Source organism: Variovorax sp. BGA-UO-ETr-C22, assembly GCF_059567965.1.
Window position 1 is genome coordinate 1,025,901 of record NZ_JCAQPA010000010.1, and the last position, 18,242, is coordinate 1,044,142.

At 68.8% G+C, this 18,242-nt stretch carries 16 protein-coding genes; 6 read left to right on the plus strand and 10 right to left on the minus strand.

The genetic code is table 11. From position 1 onward, the window contains the following. Nucleotides 1–15: 15 nt before the first annotated feature. From AC57B8_RS18270 to AC57B8_RS18280, 3 genes are read right to left on the minus strand one after another with little or no spacing between them, the layout of a single operon-like run. The gene (locus tag AC57B8_RS18270) at nucleotides 16–1,458 is read right to left on the minus strand and encodes an aldehyde dehydrogenase family protein (protein ID WP_496480344.1); all 1,443 of its coding nucleotides are present in this window, start codon (nucleotides 1,456–1,458) and stop codon (nucleotides 16–18) included. Nucleotides 1,459–1,476: 18 nt separating this feature from the next. Next, nucleotides 1,477–2,673 (minus strand): ABC transporter ATP-binding protein, encoded by a 1,197-nt coding sequence (locus AC57B8_RS18275; RefSeq protein WP_496480345.1) that lies wholly within the window; start codon nucleotides 2,671–2,673, stop codon nucleotides 1,477–1,479. 36 nt (nucleotides 2,674–2,709) lie between these two features. After that, a complete protein-coding gene (locus AC57B8_RS18280; RefSeq protein ID WP_370681988.1) occupies nucleotides 2,710–3,498 on the minus strand; it encodes an SDR family oxidoreductase in 789 nt (262 codons plus the stop codon). Nucleotides 3,499–3,828: 330 nt separating this feature from the next. On the opposite strand from AC57B8_RS18280, the gene AC57B8_RS18285 reads away from it, so the two are divergent. From AC57B8_RS18285 to AC57B8_RS18305, 5 genes are all read left to right on the plus strand, one after another. After that, nucleotides 3,829–5,052, plus strand: a complete 1,224-nt coding sequence (locus AC57B8_RS18285; RefSeq protein WP_496480544.1) for an ABC transporter substrate-binding protein — start codon at nucleotides 3,829–3,831, stop codon at nucleotides 5,050–5,052. Nucleotides 5,053–5,139: 87 nt separating this feature from the next. Then, nucleotides 5,140–6,030: a carbohydrate ABC transporter permease gene (locus AC57B8_RS18290; RefSeq protein ID WP_062481532.1), complete on the plus strand. Its 891-nt coding sequence runs from the start codon at nucleotides 5,140–5,142 to the stop codon at nucleotides 6,028–6,030. After that, the gene (locus AC57B8_RS18295; RefSeq protein WP_496480346.1) at nucleotides 6,027–6,881 is read left to right on the plus strand and encodes a carbohydrate ABC transporter permease; all 855 of its coding nucleotides are present in this window, start codon (nucleotides 6,027–6,029) and stop codon (nucleotides 6,879–6,881) included. The genes AC57B8_RS18290 and AC57B8_RS18295 overlap by 4 nt, the downstream gene beginning before the upstream one ends. A gap of 134 nt (nucleotides 6,882–7,015) precedes the next feature. Next, nucleotides 7,016–7,594: a DJ-1/PfpI family protein gene (locus AC57B8_RS18300; RefSeq protein ID WP_070062656.1), complete on the plus strand. Its 579-nt coding sequence runs from the start codon at nucleotides 7,016–7,018 to the stop codon at nucleotides 7,592–7,594. 75 nt (nucleotides 7,595–7,669) lie between these two features. Beyond that, nucleotides 7,670–8,092, plus strand: a complete 423-nt coding sequence (locus AC57B8_RS18305; protein ID WP_369645131.1) for a ribbon-helix-helix domain-containing protein — start codon at nucleotides 7,670–7,672, stop codon at nucleotides 8,090–8,092. Between the two features lie 20 nt (nucleotides 8,093–8,112). Here AC57B8_RS18305 and AC57B8_RS18310 read toward each other — a convergent pair whose 3' ends face one another. The 6 genes from AC57B8_RS18310 to AC57B8_RS18335 all read right to left on the minus strand — a co-directional run bounded on the left by AC57B8_RS18310 (nucleotide 8,113) and on the right by AC57B8_RS18335 (nucleotide 16,198). Further along, the gene (locus AC57B8_RS18310; protein WP_496480347.1) at nucleotides 8,113–11,214 is read right to left on the minus strand and encodes an autotransporter outer membrane beta-barrel domain-containing protein; all 3,102 of its coding nucleotides are present in this window, start codon (nucleotides 11,212–11,214) and stop codon (nucleotides 8,113–8,115) included. A 352-nt stretch (nucleotides 11,215–11,566) separates the two neighbouring features. Beyond that, the gene (locus AC57B8_RS18315) at nucleotides 11,567–12,580 is read right to left on the minus strand and encodes a Bug family tripartite tricarboxylate transporter substrate binding protein (RefSeq protein WP_095948087.1); all 1,014 of its coding nucleotides are present in this window, start codon (nucleotides 12,578–12,580) and stop codon (nucleotides 11,567–11,569) included. Between the two features lie 56 nt (nucleotides 12,581–12,636). Continuing rightward, the gene (locus AC57B8_RS18320) at nucleotides 12,637–13,617 is read right to left on the minus strand and encodes a Bug family tripartite tricarboxylate transporter substrate binding protein (RefSeq protein WP_496480348.1); all 981 of its coding nucleotides are present in this window, start codon (nucleotides 13,615–13,617) and stop codon (nucleotides 12,637–12,639) included. Continuing rightward, nucleotides 13,617–14,822 (minus strand): 3-oxoadipyl-CoA thiolase, encoded by a 1,206-nt coding sequence (gene pcaF / locus AC57B8_RS18325; RefSeq protein ID WP_062482451.1) that lies wholly within the window; start codon nucleotides 14,820–14,822, stop codon nucleotides 13,617–13,619. The genes AC57B8_RS18320 and pcaF overlap by 1 nt, the downstream gene beginning before the upstream one ends. 30 nt (nucleotides 14,823–14,852) lie before the next feature. Continuing rightward, entirely contained in the window at nucleotides 14,853–15,500 is a 648-nt protein-coding gene (locus tag AC57B8_RS18330) for a 3-oxoacid CoA-transferase subunit B (protein ID WP_139704866.1), read from the minus strand. Continuing rightward, nucleotides 15,497–16,198 carry a 3-oxoacid CoA-transferase subunit A gene (locus AC57B8_RS18335; RefSeq protein WP_496480349.1) on the minus strand — a complete coding sequence of 234 codons (702 nt, stop codon included), beginning with the start codon at nucleotides 16,196–16,198 and terminating at the stop codon, nucleotides 15,497–15,499. The genes AC57B8_RS18330 and AC57B8_RS18335 overlap by 4 nt, the downstream gene beginning before the upstream one ends. 137 nt (nucleotides 16,199–16,335) lie before the next feature. On the opposite strand from AC57B8_RS18335, the gene AC57B8_RS18340 reads away from it, so the two are divergent. Beyond that, nucleotides 16,336–17,133 (plus strand): IclR family transcriptional regulator domain-containing protein, encoded by a 798-nt coding sequence (locus AC57B8_RS18340; RefSeq protein ID WP_496480350.1) that lies wholly within the window; start codon nucleotides 16,336–16,338, stop codon nucleotides 17,131–17,133. Between the two features lie 27 nt (nucleotides 17,134–17,160). Here the strand turns inward: AC57B8_RS18340 and AC57B8_RS18345 are convergent, their stop codons facing one another. After that, nucleotides 17,161–18,165: a Bug family tripartite tricarboxylate transporter substrate binding protein gene (locus AC57B8_RS18345; RefSeq protein WP_307589290.1), complete on the minus strand. Its 1,005-nt coding sequence runs from the start codon at nucleotides 18,163–18,165 to the stop codon at nucleotides 17,161–17,163. Nucleotides 18,166–18,242 lie beyond the last annotated feature (77 nt).

Sequence of the window (18,242 nt, forward strand, 5' to 3'; positions counted from 1 at the left end):
TCGGCATCGAAAGGTTCAACCCGGCAGCGTGACCGTGATCATCTTGATCTCGGTCATCGCCTCCAGCGTGTGCATGCCGCCCAGCCGACCGATGCCGCTCTTCTTGCCGCAGCCGCCGCCAAAGGGCAGGTGGATTTCCCACCAGGTGGTGCCCGCGTTGATGTTGACGATGCCGGCGGGAATCGCCTTGGCCATGGCGATGCCGCGGCCGATGTCTTGCGTGAAGACGCCCACCGAGAGGCCGTAGTCGTTCTGCAGGGCCAACGCCAGGGCTTGCGCTTCGTCCTGGAAGGCGATGACCGGCACGACGGGGCCGAAGGTTTCCTCCCGGCACAGCCGCATGTCGGGCGTGACGTCGCGCACCACAGTCGGCTCGAAGAAGAGGTCGCTGCCCAGGTCCGGCCGCGCCCGGCCGCCGTGCAGCACGCGCGCACCTTGCTCAACGGCATCGTCCACATGCGCGCGCACCTTGGCTGCCACCTGGGCGTTGTTGAGTGGCCCCATGGTCGTGGTGGGATGCAAGGGATCGCCCAGCACCTGCTCGGCGGCCCGGGCGACCAGCTTGTCGCAGAGGCGGTCCACCACACTGGCATGGGCCAGCACGCACCCTGTCGCCGCGCACACCTGCCCTGCATTGAAGAACGCGCCGCCCGCTGCTGCAGTGGCTACGGCATCGAGGTCGGCATCTTCAAAGACGATCACGGGCCCATTGCCCCCGAGCTCGAGCAGCAGGGGCTTTCCGGCGCCCCGCTCGGCGATGCGCTGGCCCGTCGCAGTGCTGCCGGTGAAGGCGATGGCGGTCACGTCCGGGTGCACGACCACCGCATCGCCCACGGTCGCGCCCTCGCCGATCACCAGGTTGAGAACGCCGGCGGGCAGGCCGGCCTTTTCGATGACTGCCATCAGCGCGCAGGCCACGAGCGCGGTGGACGGCGCAGGCACCCAGACGAGGGTGTTGCCAGTGGCGATGCCGGGGGCGATGTACTCCACCGGAATGTTGACCGGGAAGTTCCAGGGCGTGATGACGCCGTACACGCCGCGCGGCTGCCGCAGCGTCATGACGAGCTTGTCCGGGTCTTCCGCCGGCAGCGTCTTGCCGCCCATCTGCTTGACGAGTTCGGCGGCGAGCCGGAAGCCGTCGGCGGCCTTGGCGACCTCGCCGAGCGCCTCGGCCAGGACCTTGCCCTGCTCGCACGACAGCGTGTGCGCGAGGGCCTCGCGCGCGGCATCGATCTCGGCCGCGATCGCCATGCACATCGCGGCGCGCTCGAACACAGGCGTGGCGGCCCACGCGGTGGCCGCGGCCTTGGCGGCGGCAACCGCCTCGCCCGCCGTCTCGCGGCCCGAACGGGGCACCGTGGCGAGGGTGTCGCCGTTGGCCGGGTTGACCACCGGCAGGGTGTCGGCGGTGGTCGACCAGCGCCCGCCGATGTGGTTGCCCGTTTCGACTTCGGACATGCAGTGGTTGCGCATGGCCTAGCCGTACGAATACGCGATCGACGCGGCGTGGCGCTGGCCCTCGCTGCCACCGGCACGCGAATCCACGGTGGACGCGGACGGCCTGTACCCGGCCGGCGCCGGGGCTGCGACGCCCACATGGCGCTCGGTCTGCGCATCGAAGCAATGGGTCGATGCAGCCTCGCGGACCTGCAGGTGCACGAGGTCGCCGGGCTTGAGGGCCACGCGGTCGTGCACGGACACGCACCAGGGCGTCTCGCTGCCCGCCACCGTGCCGTAGATCTGCGTCTTGTCGCCCGTCGACTCCGTGAGGATCACGCGCAGTGCCAGGCCTTCCGGGGCCAGCTGCAGGTGCTCGGGCCGCAGCCCGAGCAGCACGTGCTGTCCATCGGCCAGCAGCGGCGTGCACCCGGACGTGGGCAGGTCCCAGGCCTGGCCGTCGGGCAGTGCGAGCCAGGTGCGGCCGTGTGCGCGATGCACCTGCCCCTGCGTGAAGTTCATGGCGGGCGAGCCGATGAAGCCCGCCACGAAGCGGTTGACCGGGCGGTCGTAGAGCTCGAGCGGCGCGCCGACCTGCTCCACCCGGCCCGCGCGCATCACGACGATGCGGTCGGCCATGGTCATGGCTTCCACCTGGTCGTGCGTGACGTAGACCATGGTGTTGCCCAGGCGCTGGTGCAGGGCCTTGATCTCGGCGCGCATCTGCACGCGCAGCTGCGCATCCAGGTTGGACAGCGGCTCGTCGAAGAGGAACAGCGCGGGCTCGCGCACCACGGCGCGGCCCATGGCGACGCGCTGGCGCTGTCCACCCGAGAGCGCGCGCGGCAGGCGGTCCAGGTAGGGCGTGAGGTTGAGCAGGCCGGCGGCTTTTTCGATGCGCGGGCGGAAGTCGCTTTCGGCCTCGCCGCGCGTGCGCGGGCCGAAGGCGATGTTCTCGTAGACCGACAGGTGCGGGTAGAGCGCATAGCTCTGGAACACCATCGAGATGTTGCGCTTTTGCGGCGACAGGTCGTTGGCCCGTGCACCGCCGATGCGCAGCTCGCCGCCGCTGATGGGCTCCAGCCCCGCGATCATGCGCAGCAGCGTCGACTTGCCGCAGCCCGAGGGGCCGACCAGCACGACGAACTCGCCGTGGGCAATGTCCAGGTCGATGCCGTGCACGACGGGCACGCCCGCGAAATCCTTGCGCAGTTGCTTGAGTTGAACCTGAGCCATGGGGTCTCCTTGTCTTTGTGGAAGTGAGTCGCTGGCTCAGTAGTCTTCGACGGTGATCTCGCGGGCCATGGGCAGGATGCCCGCCATGAGGCCCGCATCCACCGGCAGCGCCACGCCCGTGATGACGCGCGCGGCGGGCGACGCCAGGAAGAGCACGGCATCGGCCACGTCGTCGGGTGTCGCGAAGTCGCCCAGCGGGTACCACTTCTTCAGCTGCTCGAACACCTGCGGGTTCTTGTCGGCCCGTGCCTGCCAGGCCGGCGTCTTGACGGTGCCCGGCAGCACGATGTTGGCGCGGATGCCGTAGGCGCCCAGTTCCATCGCGAGCGAGCGGGTGTAGCTGACCAAAGCGGCCTTGGCCGCGCTGTAGGCCGGGTGGCCGAGCGTGGTCAGCGCGTTGACCGAGCCGATGAGCACCAGCTGCCCGCTGCGGCGCTCGACCATGGCGTGGCGCACCGCCTCCACGCAATGGAACGCGCCATTCAGGTTGAGCTGGATGTCGGCCTGCCAGTCCTGCGGGGTGGTCTTGCGCACCGTCGGCCCACGCGCGGCGCCCACGTTCGACACCAGCACATCCACCGGGCCGACAGCCGCAACGGCTGTGGCCACCTTGTCGCACAGGCCTGCGCAGTCGGTGACGTCCGCCACCAAAGGATGCAGCCGCGCCAGATCGTCGGCACTCACGCCCTGCCCGGCCAACACGGCCGCCAGGCCTTCCAGCGCGCCCGCGTCGTGGTCCAGCGCGATCAGCCGGTCGCCGGCCTGCAGCACGCGGCGGCACAGGGCCTGGCCGATGCCGCCCGCGGCGCCCGTGACCAGCGTCACGCGCCGGGACGGCGCGTGGGGATGAACAGGAGACGGAGTCGAAATTGATGTGTCCACGCAATGCGCCCTGTGAATTGCCAATACCTCTCCCGACCGGGCGGCAATGAATTACCGCGCGCAATTCGAGCTCGAATTTTGAAGCGTACAGGAGGCCACGGGAATTTGGCCTTCAATATTTCGCAGGCAGGGTTCTGTTTTTTAGAAATCGAGGGTTAGCTCTATCTATGGCGCCATTCGACCGACTCGTAAGATAAAAAAGCGCAAGCATTGATCGCAGCAGATCCCGACGTGTATTCAATTAATTTTCAATCACTTCACGAGGAATTAAATATGAAAAACCGAAATACAACTCTATTGGCAGGCGCAATTCTTCTGGGTCTTTCCTCCCTCACGGCCCAGGCGGGGAATATCCGCATCGCCATGTCCAGCTACAGCGACAACACGCGCCCCTGGCTGGAGGCGCTGGCCCGGGACTACGAAAAGGCCAACCCGGGAGACAAGGTCAAGGTCGAGGTGGGAAGCTGGGAGAACATGCAGCAGAAACTGCAGGCGGAAATCGCCAGCAACAACCCGCCCGACCTGGCTCACGTCGCGACCCGCTGGGTCGGTGATTTCGTGAACGACGGCCTGGTGGAGCCGGTCGACAATTACGCCAATGCGGCGTTCAAGGACCAATTCATTCCGGCCTTCCTGAAAGCCGGAAATATCAATGGCAAGCCTTATGCGCTGCCTATTGCGGCCAGCGTGCGCGCCATGTTCTATAACAAGGAAATGCTGAGCAAAGCAGGCTTTCCCAATGGCCCCAAGACCTGGGACGACGTGATTGCCGCCGCGAAAAAGATCAAGGCCACGGGGGCCTACGGCTATGGCATCCAGGGCAAGGACCTGGATACCGACACTTATTTCTACTACGCGCTGTGGAGCATGGGGGGCGACGTGCTCGATGCGGGCAACAAGGCCGCCTTCAATTCGCCGACCGGTGTGAAAGCCGCCACGCTCTACAAAAGCATGATCGACCAGGGCCTGACCGAGCCCGGCGTGGCCGGCAACACGCGCTACGACCTGCACAACCTGTTCAAGCAGGGGCGCCTGGGCATGGTCATTTCGCTGCCGCCGCTGGCCAAGGAAATCGCCAAGGACGCGCCGCAACTGAAATACGGCATCACCGGCGTGCCCAATGGCGGCAAGGACATCACCTTCGGCGTGACCGACTCGATCATGATGTTCAAGACATCGAAGAACAAGGAAACCGCCCAGAAATTCCTGAGCTTCATGTTCTCGAAAACCGCGCGGCTGAAGTTCGACCAGGGCGAAGGCTTCATGCCGGTGACGCGCGAGGTGGCCAACGACCCCGTGTTCAAGGACGACCCGGTGCTGTCCGAGTTCGTGACCCTGCTGCCCAACGCGCGCTTCGCCCCGCTGGTCGCCGGCTGGGAAGACTCGGCGCAGGCCGTCACCAACGCGCTGCAGGCCATCTACCAGGGCAAGGCGGAACCGAAGGCGGCGCTGGACAAGGCCGCGGCCGAAGCCAACACCAAGCTCAACAAGAAGTAAGCAAGCCCTGGGGCGCAGCCGCCGGGCTGCGCCAGCTTCCCGCGTGTCGCACCACGCCCAACCACGCCTATCCGATCGAATTGCCCTATGCAGAATCCCGTTCGAGGCCCTGCCCTGGCTTGGGGGCTGATTGCGCCGAGCCTGTTGCTCACCCTCTTCATCCTGGCCTATCCGCTGTCCACCCTGGTGTTCCAGTCGGTGCACGACATCTCGCGCTTCGGCCTGCTGCGGGCCTTCAACGGCCTGGACAACTTTCGCACCGTGTTCACCGACCCGGTGTTCGCCCATGTGGTGTGGCGCACGGTGCAGTGGACGGTGTGCGTGGTCGGCGGCGCGGTGCTGTGCGCTGTGCCGATCGCGCTCATCCTGCAGCAGGATTTCTATGGTCGGGGCGTGGCGCGCACGATCGTGATGCTGCCCTGGGCGGTGTCGCTGACCATGACGGCCATCGTCTGGACCTGGTCCTTCAACGGCCAGTACGGCATGGTCAATGCGAGCCTCGCGATGGTCGGGATCATCCGGGAGCCGATCAACTGGCTGGCCGATGGACAGCTGGCGTTCTGGGTCGAAGTGGGCGTGGGCATCCTGGTGTCCATCCCCTTCACCGTCACCATCTTCCTGGGCGGCCTGTCGTCGGTGTCGCAGGACATCTACGAAGCGGCCGGCATCGAAGGCGCGTCGCGCTGGCAGCAGTTTCGCCGGCTCACGCTGCCGCTGCTCAAGCCCTTCATCCACATGGCGATCGTGCTGAACGTGATCTACGTCTTCAACTCGTTCCCCATCATCTGGATCATGACGCAGGGCGGGCCGGACAACGCCACGCACATCCTCGTCACCTGGCTGTACCAGCTGGGCTTCCGCCTGGGCCGCCCCGGCGAGGCAGCCGCCATTTCGCTCGTGATGCTGGCCTTGCTGCTGGCCTTCACCGTGTTCTACCTGCGCCTGCAAAAGCGCCAGTCCGCGAAGGCCGCCGCATGATCCGCCCCGACAAGCTCCTGCGCAGCCTCTGGTGCTGGCTGCTGCTCGCGCCGCTGGTGGCCGTGGTCGTCTTTCCGCTCGCGGTGATGTTCTTCACGGCGCTCAAGCCGGCGTCCGAGATCTACGTCTATCCGGCGCGCTGGTTGCCGCAGCAGTGGCAGTGGAGCAACTTCTCCGCCATGTGGACGCAGACCGGCTTCGGGCGCGCGCTGCTGAACAGCCTGCTGGTGTCGCTCTCTGCGACGGTGCTGACGATTGCCGTCAGCGTGCCTTCCGCCTATGCGTTGGCGCGCCTGAAGTTTCGCGGCCAGGGCGGCTACCGGCAGTTCCTGCTCATCACGCAGATGATCTCGCCCGTGCTGCTGGTGGTGGGCCTGTTCAAGATGGCGGCCAGCCTGCCCTGGTTCGAGGGCGGCAACATGACCGACTCGCGCCTGTCCGTGGTGGTGGCCTATGGCGCCTTCGGCATTGCCTTCGCCGTCTGGATGATGACCTCCTACTTCGAGACCATTCCGCGCGACCTGGAGGAGTCGGCCTGGCTCGAGGGATCGGGCCCGGTGCGCACGGTCTGCAAGGTGTTCCTGCCGCTGGCGCTGCCGGCCATGGCGGTCACGGCACTGGTCACCTTCGTCAATGCGTGGAACGAGTTCGCGGTGGTCTACACGCTGATCCGCTCCACGGAGAAGCAGACGCTGACCGTGCTCGTCACCAACATGGTCGCGGGCCAGTACGTGGTGCAGTGGGAGCTGGTGATGGCCGCCGCCATCTGCGCCGTGGTCCCGGTCGCCATCCTGTTTGCGTGGATGCAGCGCTACATGGTGCAGGGCTTGACCGCGGGCTCGGTCAAGTAGCAAGCCGTGGCCGCAGCGGCATCACAGCCCGCTGCTACCCGCTGCGCCCGCCCCCTTCGAATAATGCGGCGACGGCCGGCGCGCCCCCTGCGCCGGCCGGTTTCGCTACACCTCATCCGAAGGAGACAAACCCGATGGCTCGCAAGATCCTGATGCTCTGCGGCGACTACGCCGAAGACTACGAAACCATGGTGCCGTTCCAGACCCTGCTGGCCGTCGGCCACACCGTGCATGCGGTGGCGCCCGACAAGAAGGCCGGCGACTGGGTTCACACCGCCATCCACGACTTCGAGGGCGCGCAGACCTACAGCGAGAAGCCGGGCCACCGCTTCACGCTGAACGCAACCTTCGACGAGGTGCGCCCCGAGGCCTACGACGCGCTCGTGATCCCCGGCGGCCGCGCGCCCGAGTACCTGCGCATGCACAGCCGCGTGGTGGAGATCGCACGCCACTTCCTGGCCACCGACAAGCCGGTGGCCGCCGTCTGCCACGGCGCGCAGCTGCTCGCGGCCACGGGCCTCATCAAGGGCCGCAAGGTGTCGGCGTATCCGGCCTGCCAGGTCGAGGTGGAACTGGCCGGCGCCGAGTACATGGGCATTCCGGTCGACCAGGCCGTGACCGACCGCAACCTCGTCACGGCACCGGCCTGGCCGGCGCATCCGGCGTGGCTCTCGCAGTTCCTCGCGGTGCTCGGCACGCGCATCGAACACTGACCTGAACGGATGGACGCGGGCGGCGCTACAGTGCGGCGTCGCCCCGATTCACCCTGCCTCTCGAGGAGATGGCCCATGTGCGAAGTCTTCATCAGCGCCGATCCGCAAAGCTACGACGCGCGCACGCGCTCGGTGCGGCTGCACGGCGTGGTCACCAGCATCCGGCTCGAGAACCTGTTCTGGCAGGTGCTCGAAGAGATCGCGCAGCGCGACGGCATGGCCGTGGTGCAGCTCATCGAGCGGCTGTACGACGAGCTGGTGGCGGCGCGCGGCGAGGTCGGCAACTTCGCGTCGTTCCTGCGCGTGTGTGCGCTGCGCTACGAGGCGATGGTGGCGCAGGGGCGGATTCCGGCCGACACGTCGGTCGCGATCCGCTCGCTCGATGCCAACGCCGTGCTGCATGAACTGCCGCAGGGCTGGGGACGGCCATCGCCCGTGCCGCAGCCGGGCGAGGCCCGCGTGCACACGCTCCACACCGCCGCGCGGCGACATGCGTAGACGTCGCACGGCGCACGAGATCACCAGCGCATCTTCACGCCGACGCTCGCATTGACCCCGCTCTTGATGCGCGAGTCGCCGCCGGAGCCCGACCACAGCTTGCCCAGCTCCACATACACGCTCGTGTTCTCGGCCACCTGCAGCGTGGCCCCCGCCGCCAGCTCGGTGCTGCTGCCGCCGGTGCGCGTCGCAATGTCGGTGAAGCCGGCCGGGCCGACGAAGCGGGTGACGTCGGTGCCGCGGCTGCTGCGGTGGAAATTGACCCGCACATAGGGCTGCAGCACCCCGGCGCGGGTGACGAACTCGCCCTTCACGCGCACGCCGGCGCGTGCCCGCCAGCCGTTGTGGCTGTTCTGCTGCACGAGCGCGCCGGAGATGCCCGTGTCGCCCAGGCTCACCCGCTGGTGCACCAATTGCACCTGCGGCTCGACGGTCCAGTTCTGCGCGATGGGAATCGACTGCCCCACCTCGATGGACGCCAGCAGGCTGTTGCCCTTGCCGCCCCGGGAGAAGCCCAGCGTGGGTCTGGCGGTGTAGCGGTGGCGCCCGGCCTGCAGCACGCCGTCGACGTACACGCCGCTGGCGTGCTTCCAGGTGGCATAGGCGCCCAGGTACTCGCTCTTCTGGTTGTTGGTGCCCACGCCGAGGTTCGCCAGGCCGCTGGCAAAGCCGTTCACGCGCATGTCGCCGTCGAGCTGGCCGACGTACACGCCCGCGTGCCAGTCGGGGTTGGCCCACAGGTCGGTGCCGGCCTGGAAGCCCGTGAGGCGCCCCTTGCTCGTGGGGCTCACGGTGCCGCCCTGCGCGATGGTGCGCTCGGTGCTGATGATGCGCCCCCACGCCTCGCGGTAGCCCTGCGTGGGCTTGGCCGGGTTTGCGCCCGCTACAAGGTCCTCACCCATGCGCAGGCGCCTGTTGCCGAGCATCGCGAAGCTGGACTGGCGCAGCTGCTCGGGCAGCGCGGCGTACAGCGGCACTTCGGCGCGGTAGGTGGGCACGGCGAGCACGGGCACGACACCGGTGCCGCCAGTGCCCGAGCCGCCACCGCCGGCAGGCGGCGTGACGGGCGGGACAGGCGTCACGGGTGCGGCGGTCGAGCGCAGGTACCAGTTTTCGCCCGCGCCGGCGGCGTCGGCCGCATGCAGCCGGTACTCGTAGGCGCCCGCATCGACGTGCGTGCCGGCCAGCACGAACGCGCTCTTGGTCGTCTGCGCGGTGGTGGTCGCGCCGTTGAGGGCACTGATCACCTCGATGCCGTTGCCCGTGGTGAGCGCGCCCAGGCCGCCCAGGTTGGTGATCTGCACATTCGTCGTGCCGCTGGCGACGGCGGTGGCGCCGCTCAGGATGAGCCGGTCGCTCGCGCTCGCGCTGCCGCCCAGCGCGGTACCCAGCCGCAGCGTGCCGCCGTTGCCCACCCAGGGACCGTTGACGGTGAGCGTGGTGCCCGGCACCGCGCCCACCAGCGAGACGGTGCCGCTGTGGGCCATCGATGCAAGGGTCTGGCTGTTGCCGGCCAGGTCGAGCGTCGCGCCGGTGGCCACGGTGAAGGGACTCGCACTGCTGAGCACGTTGGCGGCGCCCGCGCGCAGGGTGCCCGCCGCGACGTTGGTGGCGCCCGAGTGGGTGTCCGCACCGCTCAGCGTCAGCACGCCCGCGCCGATCTTCACGAGATCGCTGGCGCCGGAGATCGCGCCGGTCCACGTCAGGGCGTTCCCGTTGGTGTCGATGGTGCCCGTGCCGCCCAGCAGCAGGGCGTTGCTGACGCTGAGGCCGCCGGCGCCCGCGATGACGCTGGCGGTCGCGCCCGCGCCGATCGAAATCGCGCCCGTCATCGACGAGCCGGTGTTCAGCGTGAGGCTGTTGGTGCCGCCCGTGAATGCGACCGCCGCGGCGCGCGTGACGCCGTCGCCGCCCAGGCCGCCCGAGATGGTTCCGCCGTTGGTCAGCGCGAGGTTCGCGCCCGTCACCCCGACGCCGCCCACGCCGTTGGCACCGCTCGGTCCGCCGTTGCTGTTGGCCCCGCCGACGCCGCCCGCCCCACCGGCGATGGTGCCGGTGTTGGTGACGGTTGCGCCCGCGCCGATCGATGCGAGGCCCGCCCCGCCGTCGCCGCCAGCGCCTGGTGAACCGGTGCCGCCCGCACCGCCGCCGGCCGCGCCGCCTGCGCCCCCGGCACCGCCCGTGATCGCGCCGGAGTTGTTGACGGTGACGGCGACACCCGCCAACGTCGCACCGATGCCCCCTGCGCCGCCGCCGCCGCCCGAAGCGTTGGAACGGGCGGGCGCCAATTCGGCCCCGCCGGCGCCGCCCGCCCCGCCCGTGAGGGGGCCGGTGTTGGTGAAGCTGAGCCCCGGGTTGGTCGCGTTCAGGTAGAACCCGCCGCCCCCACTGCCACCGCCGCCGCCCTGCGAGAAGGCGTCGCCGCCCTTGCCGCCGGCGCCGCCCGTGGAAGATCCCGTGGCCGTGTAGCTGCCGAGCGGGCCGCTGAGGATCGAACCGTAGCCGCCCGCGCCGCCACCACCCGCTGCCCAGTACCCGTTGCCGCCCGCGCCCCCGATACCACCGGTGTAGCTGTCGGACGAATTGGCCACGTTGTTGGCGATCGACGCGCCCTGGAAGCCGCCGCCACCGCCCCCGCCATAGCCGTTGCCGTTGGCCGCGTCACCGGTCTGCGCCTGGCCCGCGCCACCCGCGTCGCCCTGGAACGCACCAGGACCGGTGGGCGTGCTGGCCGCGCCGGCCGCGCCGCCGGTGCCCGGCGTGGCACCGCCGAAGCCGCCGATGCTGGCGTTGGCCCCCGCCGTGACGCCGCCCGGCGTGGACGATCCGCCCGCGCCGCCGAAGGCGTTGACCGTGGTGTCGTTGAGCCCGCCGCTGCCGCCCGTGCCGTCGCTGCCGCCGGCGCCCGCGTTCAGCGACGCGTCACCGACCGGCTGGCCGCCCGCGCCGCCGGCCGCGAGCACCGGCACGACGCAAACCCACAGCGCCGCCGTTGCCGCCGCCGCCGCCACCGCGCGCACGCCGCCCCCGCTGCACGATCGCGCGCGGCCGCGCGCGATTTCCGGCGCGGCCACCCAGGTGCCGGCGGTGGGACTCCACAGGGTTCGGAAGATCTTGTTCATGACTCAACTCCCTCTTCGTTCACTGACTGGGCAGGTGGACCTCCGTGTGCAGCAGCAATGGCTTGCTCCTCCCCACGGCGACGATTTCGGATGTGCAAGTCAAAAATGTAAGAACGCGTGCCAGTTACGCGTATCCCTGCAAGGGGCTACCCTGAAACGGGAGCGACCGGCCCCATGCGGGGCCACTCCGCCTCTGTCAGGCCCTTCGGTAGACGGTCTACCCTGTCGCGTATCCATACGTAACATGTGACTTTTGGACAGCACAATCTCTCGCCCTGGGCGCAGCGCCCAAAAGAAAAGGCACCCTCGCGGGTGCCTTGTTCGTTGCGGATGCGCCCCGGGGCGCGCGCTGTCAGTCCAGCGACACGTTCGCCTTGCGGATCACGTCCGTGAAGCGCTTCGTTTCCGTCGCCACGAACTGGTCGAACTGCGGGCGCGTGGTCGGGAACGGCTCGTAGCCGAAGCTCTTGAACTTCTCCAGCACGTCGGGTTCGGCCAGACCCTTCTCGATGTCGCGCTTGATCTTGTCGGTCACCGAAGCCGGCAGGCCCTTGGGCACGGCGATGGCGTTCCAGCCGATGACCTCGAAGCCCTTCGGGCCGCCCGATTCGCTCACGGTGGGCACGTCGGGGAAGGCGGCCACGCGCTGGGGCGCGGCCGCGGCCAGGAAGCGCAGCTTGTTGGCGCGCTGCAGCGGGCCGGCGGTGGCGCTGCTGCCCAGCGCAAAGGCCAGCTCGCCGGTGGCGACCGAGGTGTACAGCTGCGTGGTCTCCTTGTAGATCACGTGCTCCATCTGCGTGCCGGTGGCCGACTCGAACAGCTCCGAGCCCAGGTGCACCGGGTTGCCGACCGACCACGAGCCGTAGTCGAGCTTGCCGGGGTTGGCCTTGGCGTCGGCGATCAGGTCGCCCACGGTCTTGTACTTGCTGTTGGTCGCGACAGTGAAGAAGAAATACGTCTTGAACAGCGGCAGCAGTGCGTCGAAGTCCTTCGATGCGTCGTAGGGCAGCTTCTTGAACAGCGCCGGATACGCGGCCAGGTGCACGTTGTCGAGCACGATGATGTCGTGGCCGTCCTTGGCACCGCGCTTGAAGGCGTCGATGGCGATGAAGCCGTTGCCGCCCGGGCGGTTCTCGACCACCACCGGCTGGCCCCAGGCGCGCGAGAGCTTGTCGGCCACGAGGCGGGCCACGCCGTCCGGACCACCGCCGACCGGGAACGGCGTGATGATGCGCACGGGCTTGGTCGGGAAGGCTGCGGGCTGCTGTTGTGCCGAAGCGGTCAGCGGCAGCAGGCCGCCGGCGGTCAGGGCCAGCACGGCTGCAGCGATGGCGCGGCGCGAAAGCGACGAACGGAAGAAGGACATGAGGGAAGTCTCCGGTTTGATGAATCGTTGATGGGTTGGAAGCGGTGCGCCGCCGCTCAGTCGACCGACGCGCCCGAGGCCTTGACGATGCCGGCCCACAGCGCGCTTTCCTTCGCGATGAGCGCGGCGTACTCCGCCGGCCCGCCGAGCAGCGGCACGGCGCCTTCCACGTCCAGGCGCGACTGGAACTCGGCGCCGCCCGCCACCTGCAGCATCTGCGCCGACAGCGTCTTCACGAACGCGTCGGGCGTGCCGCGCGGCGCGAGGATGCCGTAGGTGAGCGTGCTCTCGAAGCCCGCGAGTTCGCGCAGGCCCGACTCGGCCACGGTGGGCACGTCGGGCAGCGACGGCAGGCGTTTGGCGCCCGTGACGGCAATGGCGCGCAGCCGCCCGCCCTTGACCAGCGCGAGCGCGGGCGGGATGACGCTGAACATCATCTGCACCTGGCCGCCCGCGAGGTCGGTGAGCGCGGGGTTGGTGCCCTTGTAGGGGATGTGATTGATCTTGGTGCCGGTGCGCTGCGCGAAGAGTTCGCCCGTGAGGTGGCCACCCGTGCCGCTGCCGCTCGAGGCGTAGTCGAGCAGGCCCGGGCGCACCTTGGCCTCCTTGACGAGGTCGGCCACGCTGCGCACCTTCGAGGCGGCGGGCACCACGAGCACGAGCGCGGACGACGCGAACATGGCCACGGGCACGAGGTCCTTGCGGGCGTCGAACTTCAGGCCCTTGTACAGCGCCGGGTTGATCGACACGGTGCCCGTGTGGCCCAGCAGCAGCGTGCTGCCGTCGGGCGTGCTGCGCACCACCTGCTCGGTGCCGAGGTTGCCGCCCGCGCCGGGCTTGTTGTCGACGATGACGCCCGACTTGCGCACCTCGCCCAGGCCCTTGGCCATCTGGCGCGCGAACACGTCGTTGCCGCCGCCGGCCGCGAAGGGCACGACGATGCGGATCGGCTTGCCGTCGGCCTGCTGCTGCGCATGCGCAGGCAGGCCCGCTGCTGCCAGCAGGCCCAGCAGCAGCTCGCGTCGGGCGAGCGCCATCAGACGCGTTCCAGGATCACGGCAATGCCCTGCCCCACGCCGATGCACATCGTGCACAGCGCGTAGCGGCCGCCGCCCTTGTGCAGCTGGTTCACCGCGGTGGTGGCCAGGCGTGCGCCGCTGGCGCCGAGCGGGTGGCCCAGGGCGATGGCGCCGCCATTGATGTTCACGCGCGCGTCGTCGTCCTTCAGGCCCAGGAGGCGCAGCACGGCGAGGCCTTGTGCGGCGAAGGCTTCGTTGAGTTCGATGACGTCGATCTGGTCGAGCGTGAGGCCGGTGAGCGCCAGCACCTTCTGCGTGGCGGGCGCCGGGCCGATGCCCATGATGCGCGGCGCGACGCCGGCCGTGGCCATGCCGACCACGCGGGCGCGCGGCGTGAGGCCGTGCTTGGCGGCGCTGGCTTCGTCGGCCAGCAGCAGCGCGCAGGCGCCGTCGTTCACGCCGCTGGCATTGCCGGCGGTGACGGTGCCGTCGGGGCGCACGATGGGCTTGAGCTTGGCCAGCGCCTCCAGCGTGGTGTCACGCGGATGCTCGTCCTTGTTGACGATGAGGGCGTCGCCCTTCTTCTGGGGCACGCTCACGGGCACGATCTCGGCGTCGAAGAAGCCGGACTTCTGCGAGGCCACGGCGCGCAGCTGCGAGTTGAGCGCCATCAGGTCTTGCGCTTCGCGCTCGATCTTGTAGTCGGTGGCCACGTTCTCGGCCGTCTCGGGCATCGAGTCGACGCCGTACTGCGCCTTCATGAGCTTGTTGACGAAACGCCAGCCGATGGTGGTGTCGTACACCGCGTTGTTGCGGCTGAAGGCGCTCTCGGCCTTGGGCATGACGAAGGGCGCGCGGCTCATGCTTTCCACACCGCCGGCGATCATGAGGCCGGCTTCACCGGCACGGATGGCGCGCGCGGCGGTGCCCAGGGCATCGAGGCCCGAACCGCACAGGCGGTTGATGGTGCCGCCACCCACCTCGATCGGCAGGCCCGCGAGCAGCGCCGACATGCGCGCGACGTTGCGGTTGTCTTCGCCGGCCTGGTTGGCGCAGCCGTAGAGCACGTCGCTCACGGCCTGCCAGTCGACGTTCTTGTTGCGCTCGATGAGTGCGCGCAGGGGCACGGCGCCGAGGTCGTCGGTGCGCACGCTGCTGAGCGAACCGCCGTAGCGGCCGAAGGGGGTGCGGACGGCGTCGCAGATGAAGGCTTGGGTGGTCATGTGAGTTGTCTCTTGAATGGGTGGAACGGATCAGGCGGCGATCGGAAGGCCGACCAGCGTCTCGAGTTCTTCGCGGCTCAGGCCCTCGACGGTGTCGACGAGCTTCAGGCCCTGCGGCGTGCACTCGAGCGTGGCGAGGTCGGAGTACACGCGCTTGACGCAGCCGATGCCGGTGAGCGGATAGGTGCACTCTTGCACCAGCTTGCTCGCGCCCTGCTTGGTGAGCAGATCCATCATGACCCACGTCTGCTTGGCGCCGATGGCCAGGTCCATCGCGCCGCCGACCGCGGGAATGGCGTCTTTCTCGCCCGTGTGCCAGTTGGCCAGGTCGCCGGTGGCCGACACCTGGAACGCGCCGAGCACGCAGATGTCGAGGTGGCCGCCGCGCATCATCGCGAAGCTGTCCGAGTGGTGAAAGAACGAGCCGCCCGGCAGCAACGTGACGGGCTGCTTGCCGGCGTTGATGAGGTCGTAGTCTTCTTCGCCGGCCTCGGGCGCGGGGCCCATGCCGAGGATGCCGTTCTCGCTTTGCAGGATGACCTCGCGGCCCTGCGGCAGGTGGTTGGCCACCAGCGTGGGCTGGCCGATGCCGAGGTTGACGACGGCGCCGTCGAAGATGTCCTGTGCGACGCGGGCTGCCAACTGATCTTTGGTGCGACGGGTGTATGCCATGGTCATGCTGCCTTCTTGAAGCCGCCGGCCTGCGTGGCCACGCGTTCGATGCGCACCACCTGGTGCACGAAGATGCCCGGGGTCACGATGCTCTCGGGGTCGAGGGTGCCGAGTTCGGCGATGTCGTGCACGGTGGCGATGGTCTTCTTCGCGGCCATGGCCATCACCGGGCCGAAGTTGCGCGCGGCCTTGCGGTAGACCAGGTTGCCCCAGCGGTCGCCGCGCTCGGCCTTGATGAGCGCCACGTCGCCGTGGATGGGGTACTCGAGCACGTACTGCACGCCGTCGATCTCGCGCGTTTCGCGGTCGCCGGCCAGTTGCGTGCCGTAGCCCGTGGGGCAGTAGAAGGCGCCGATGCCGGCACCCGCCGCGCGGATGCGCTCGGCCAGGTTGCCCTGGGGCACGAGCTCGAGTTCGATCTTGCCGCTGCGGTACAGGCCGTCGAACACCTGGCTGTCGGCCTGGCGCGGAAAGCTGCAGATGATCTTGCGCACGCGCCCGGCCTTGAGCAGCGCCGCCAGACCCGTCTCTCCATTGCCTGCGTTGTTGTTGACGACCGTGAGGTCCTTGGCGCCCTGCTCGACGAGACCGTCGATGAGTTCGCCTGGAATGCCGGCGGTGCCGAAACCGCCGATGAGCACCGTGGCGCCGTCTTGGATGCCTGCCAGGGCATCGGCGACCGAGCGCGCGATCTTGTTGATCATGAAGCCTGTCTCCGGGAGTGAAGGAAGAAACCGAACGGTGCGAACACCCTGCCGAATTCACGAACCCTCGCAAACCGCAATTTGTTCGCCTAAAGAACTTTTGTTCGTATAATGAATTTTAGAGAGGATCGCTCGCCATGGCAACCCACCCCGTTTCCGCTACGTCCACCACCGACACGCCCGCCCCCGGCGACAGCTACGTGCAATCTTTTGCGCGCGGCCTGCAGGTGATCCGCTCGTTCAGCGCGAGCGCACCGCACCAGACCCTGAGCGAAGTGGCGGCCGGCAGCGGCCTCACGCGTGCGGGGGCACGGCGCATTCTTCTCACGCTGCAGACGCTGGGCTACGTGGTGAGCGACGGCAAGCTCTTCACGCTCACGCCGCGCATCCTCGACCTGGGCTTTGCCTACCTGTCGTCGATGCCGATCTGGAACCGCGCCGAGCCCGTGATGGAGGCGCTGGTGCAGCAGGTGCAGGAGTCGTGCTCGGCCGCCGTGCTCGACGCGACCGACATCGTCTACGTGCTGCGCGTGCCGACGCAGAAGATCATGCGCATCAGCCTGGGCGTGGGCTCGCGGCTGCCGGCGTACTGCACGTCGCTGGGCCGCCTGCTGCTGGCCGACCTGGACGACAACGAGGTGCGCGCGCGGCTCGAGGCCTCGAACCTCGAGGCGCTGACCAAGCACACCGTGACCGACATCGACGCGCTCATGGCCAAGGTGGCCCAGGCGCGCAAGCAGCAGTGGTGCCTGGTGAACCAGGAACTGGAAGAAGGCCTGATCTCGGTGGCCGCGCCCATCGTGAACCGGCAGGGCCGCATGGTGGCCGCGCTCAACATCAGCGGGCAGGCGAACCGCACCAGCGCGAAGGTGATGCAGGAGACGATGCTGCCGGCGCTGATCGATGCGGCACGGCAGGTGTCGGCGCTGCTGTAGCCGCAGCGCGATCGCTCCGGCGCTGGCTCAGGCCTCCGAACGGATGCCTTTCATGAGGATCACGCCGCCCAGACGCGTGGTGTCGGCGCGCATGCGCTTGGCCAGCGTGTCGGGCGAACCGGGCTGCGCCTGCCAGCCGGTCTTGAGCAGCTCGCCGCTCACCTCGGGCGAACTGATCACCTCGACCAGCGCGGCGTTCAGCCTGGCCACGGCGGCCGGCTTCATGCTCGCGGGCGCTGCAAGCGCGGTCCAGATCTCGAGGTCGGCGCCGCGCACGTCGGCGTCGCGGATCGTCGGCAGCTCGTTGACCAGTGGGCTGCGCTCGGGCGAGGTCACGCCGATGGCCTTGAGCTTGCCCGACTTCACGTGCGGCATCGCCAGGCCCGGCGGCAGCAGCGCCAGCTGGATCTCGCCCGCGAGGATGCCGGCGATCACCTGCGGGTTGCCCGTGTAGGGCTTGTGCTGCGCGGTGATGGCCGCGCGGCTCTTGAGCAGCTCCATGCCCAGGTGGCCCACGGTGCCCACGCCCGGCGTGCCGTACTTGCCGGCGCTGCCCAGGTTGCGCACCCACAGCAGCAGGTCGGCCGCGGTCTTGCCCGTGGCGCCGCCCGACACCACCAGCACCAGCGGCGCGGTGCCGATCAGGCCGACGGGTGCGAAGTCTTTCTCGGGGTCGAAGTCGAGCGAGGGGTTCAGCAGCTTGGCGATCGTGAGGTTGCCGTTGATGAGCGCGCCGATCGTGTGGTCGTCCGTGGCCTTGGCCACTTCGGCGGCCACGAGGTTGCCGCTGGCGCCGGGCTTGTTCTCCACCGTCACCGGCTGGCGCAGGAGCTTCGAGAGCGGCTCCGCGATGGCGCGCGCCGCCAGGTCGGGCGAGGCACCCGCCGGAAAGCCCACGAGGATGCGCACGGGCTTGGTTGGCCAGGCGGCATCGCCGCCTGCTGCGCGCTGGGCCCACGAGGCCGGCGTGAACAGCGAGGTGGCAATGGCTGCAGCGCCGCCTTCGAGCAGGCGGCGTTTGGTGATCTTCAAAACGGACTCCGGAGGGTTGGAAAAATCAGGGTAAACACGTGCATTTTGCTTACGAGACGTTACATGATGATGCTGCA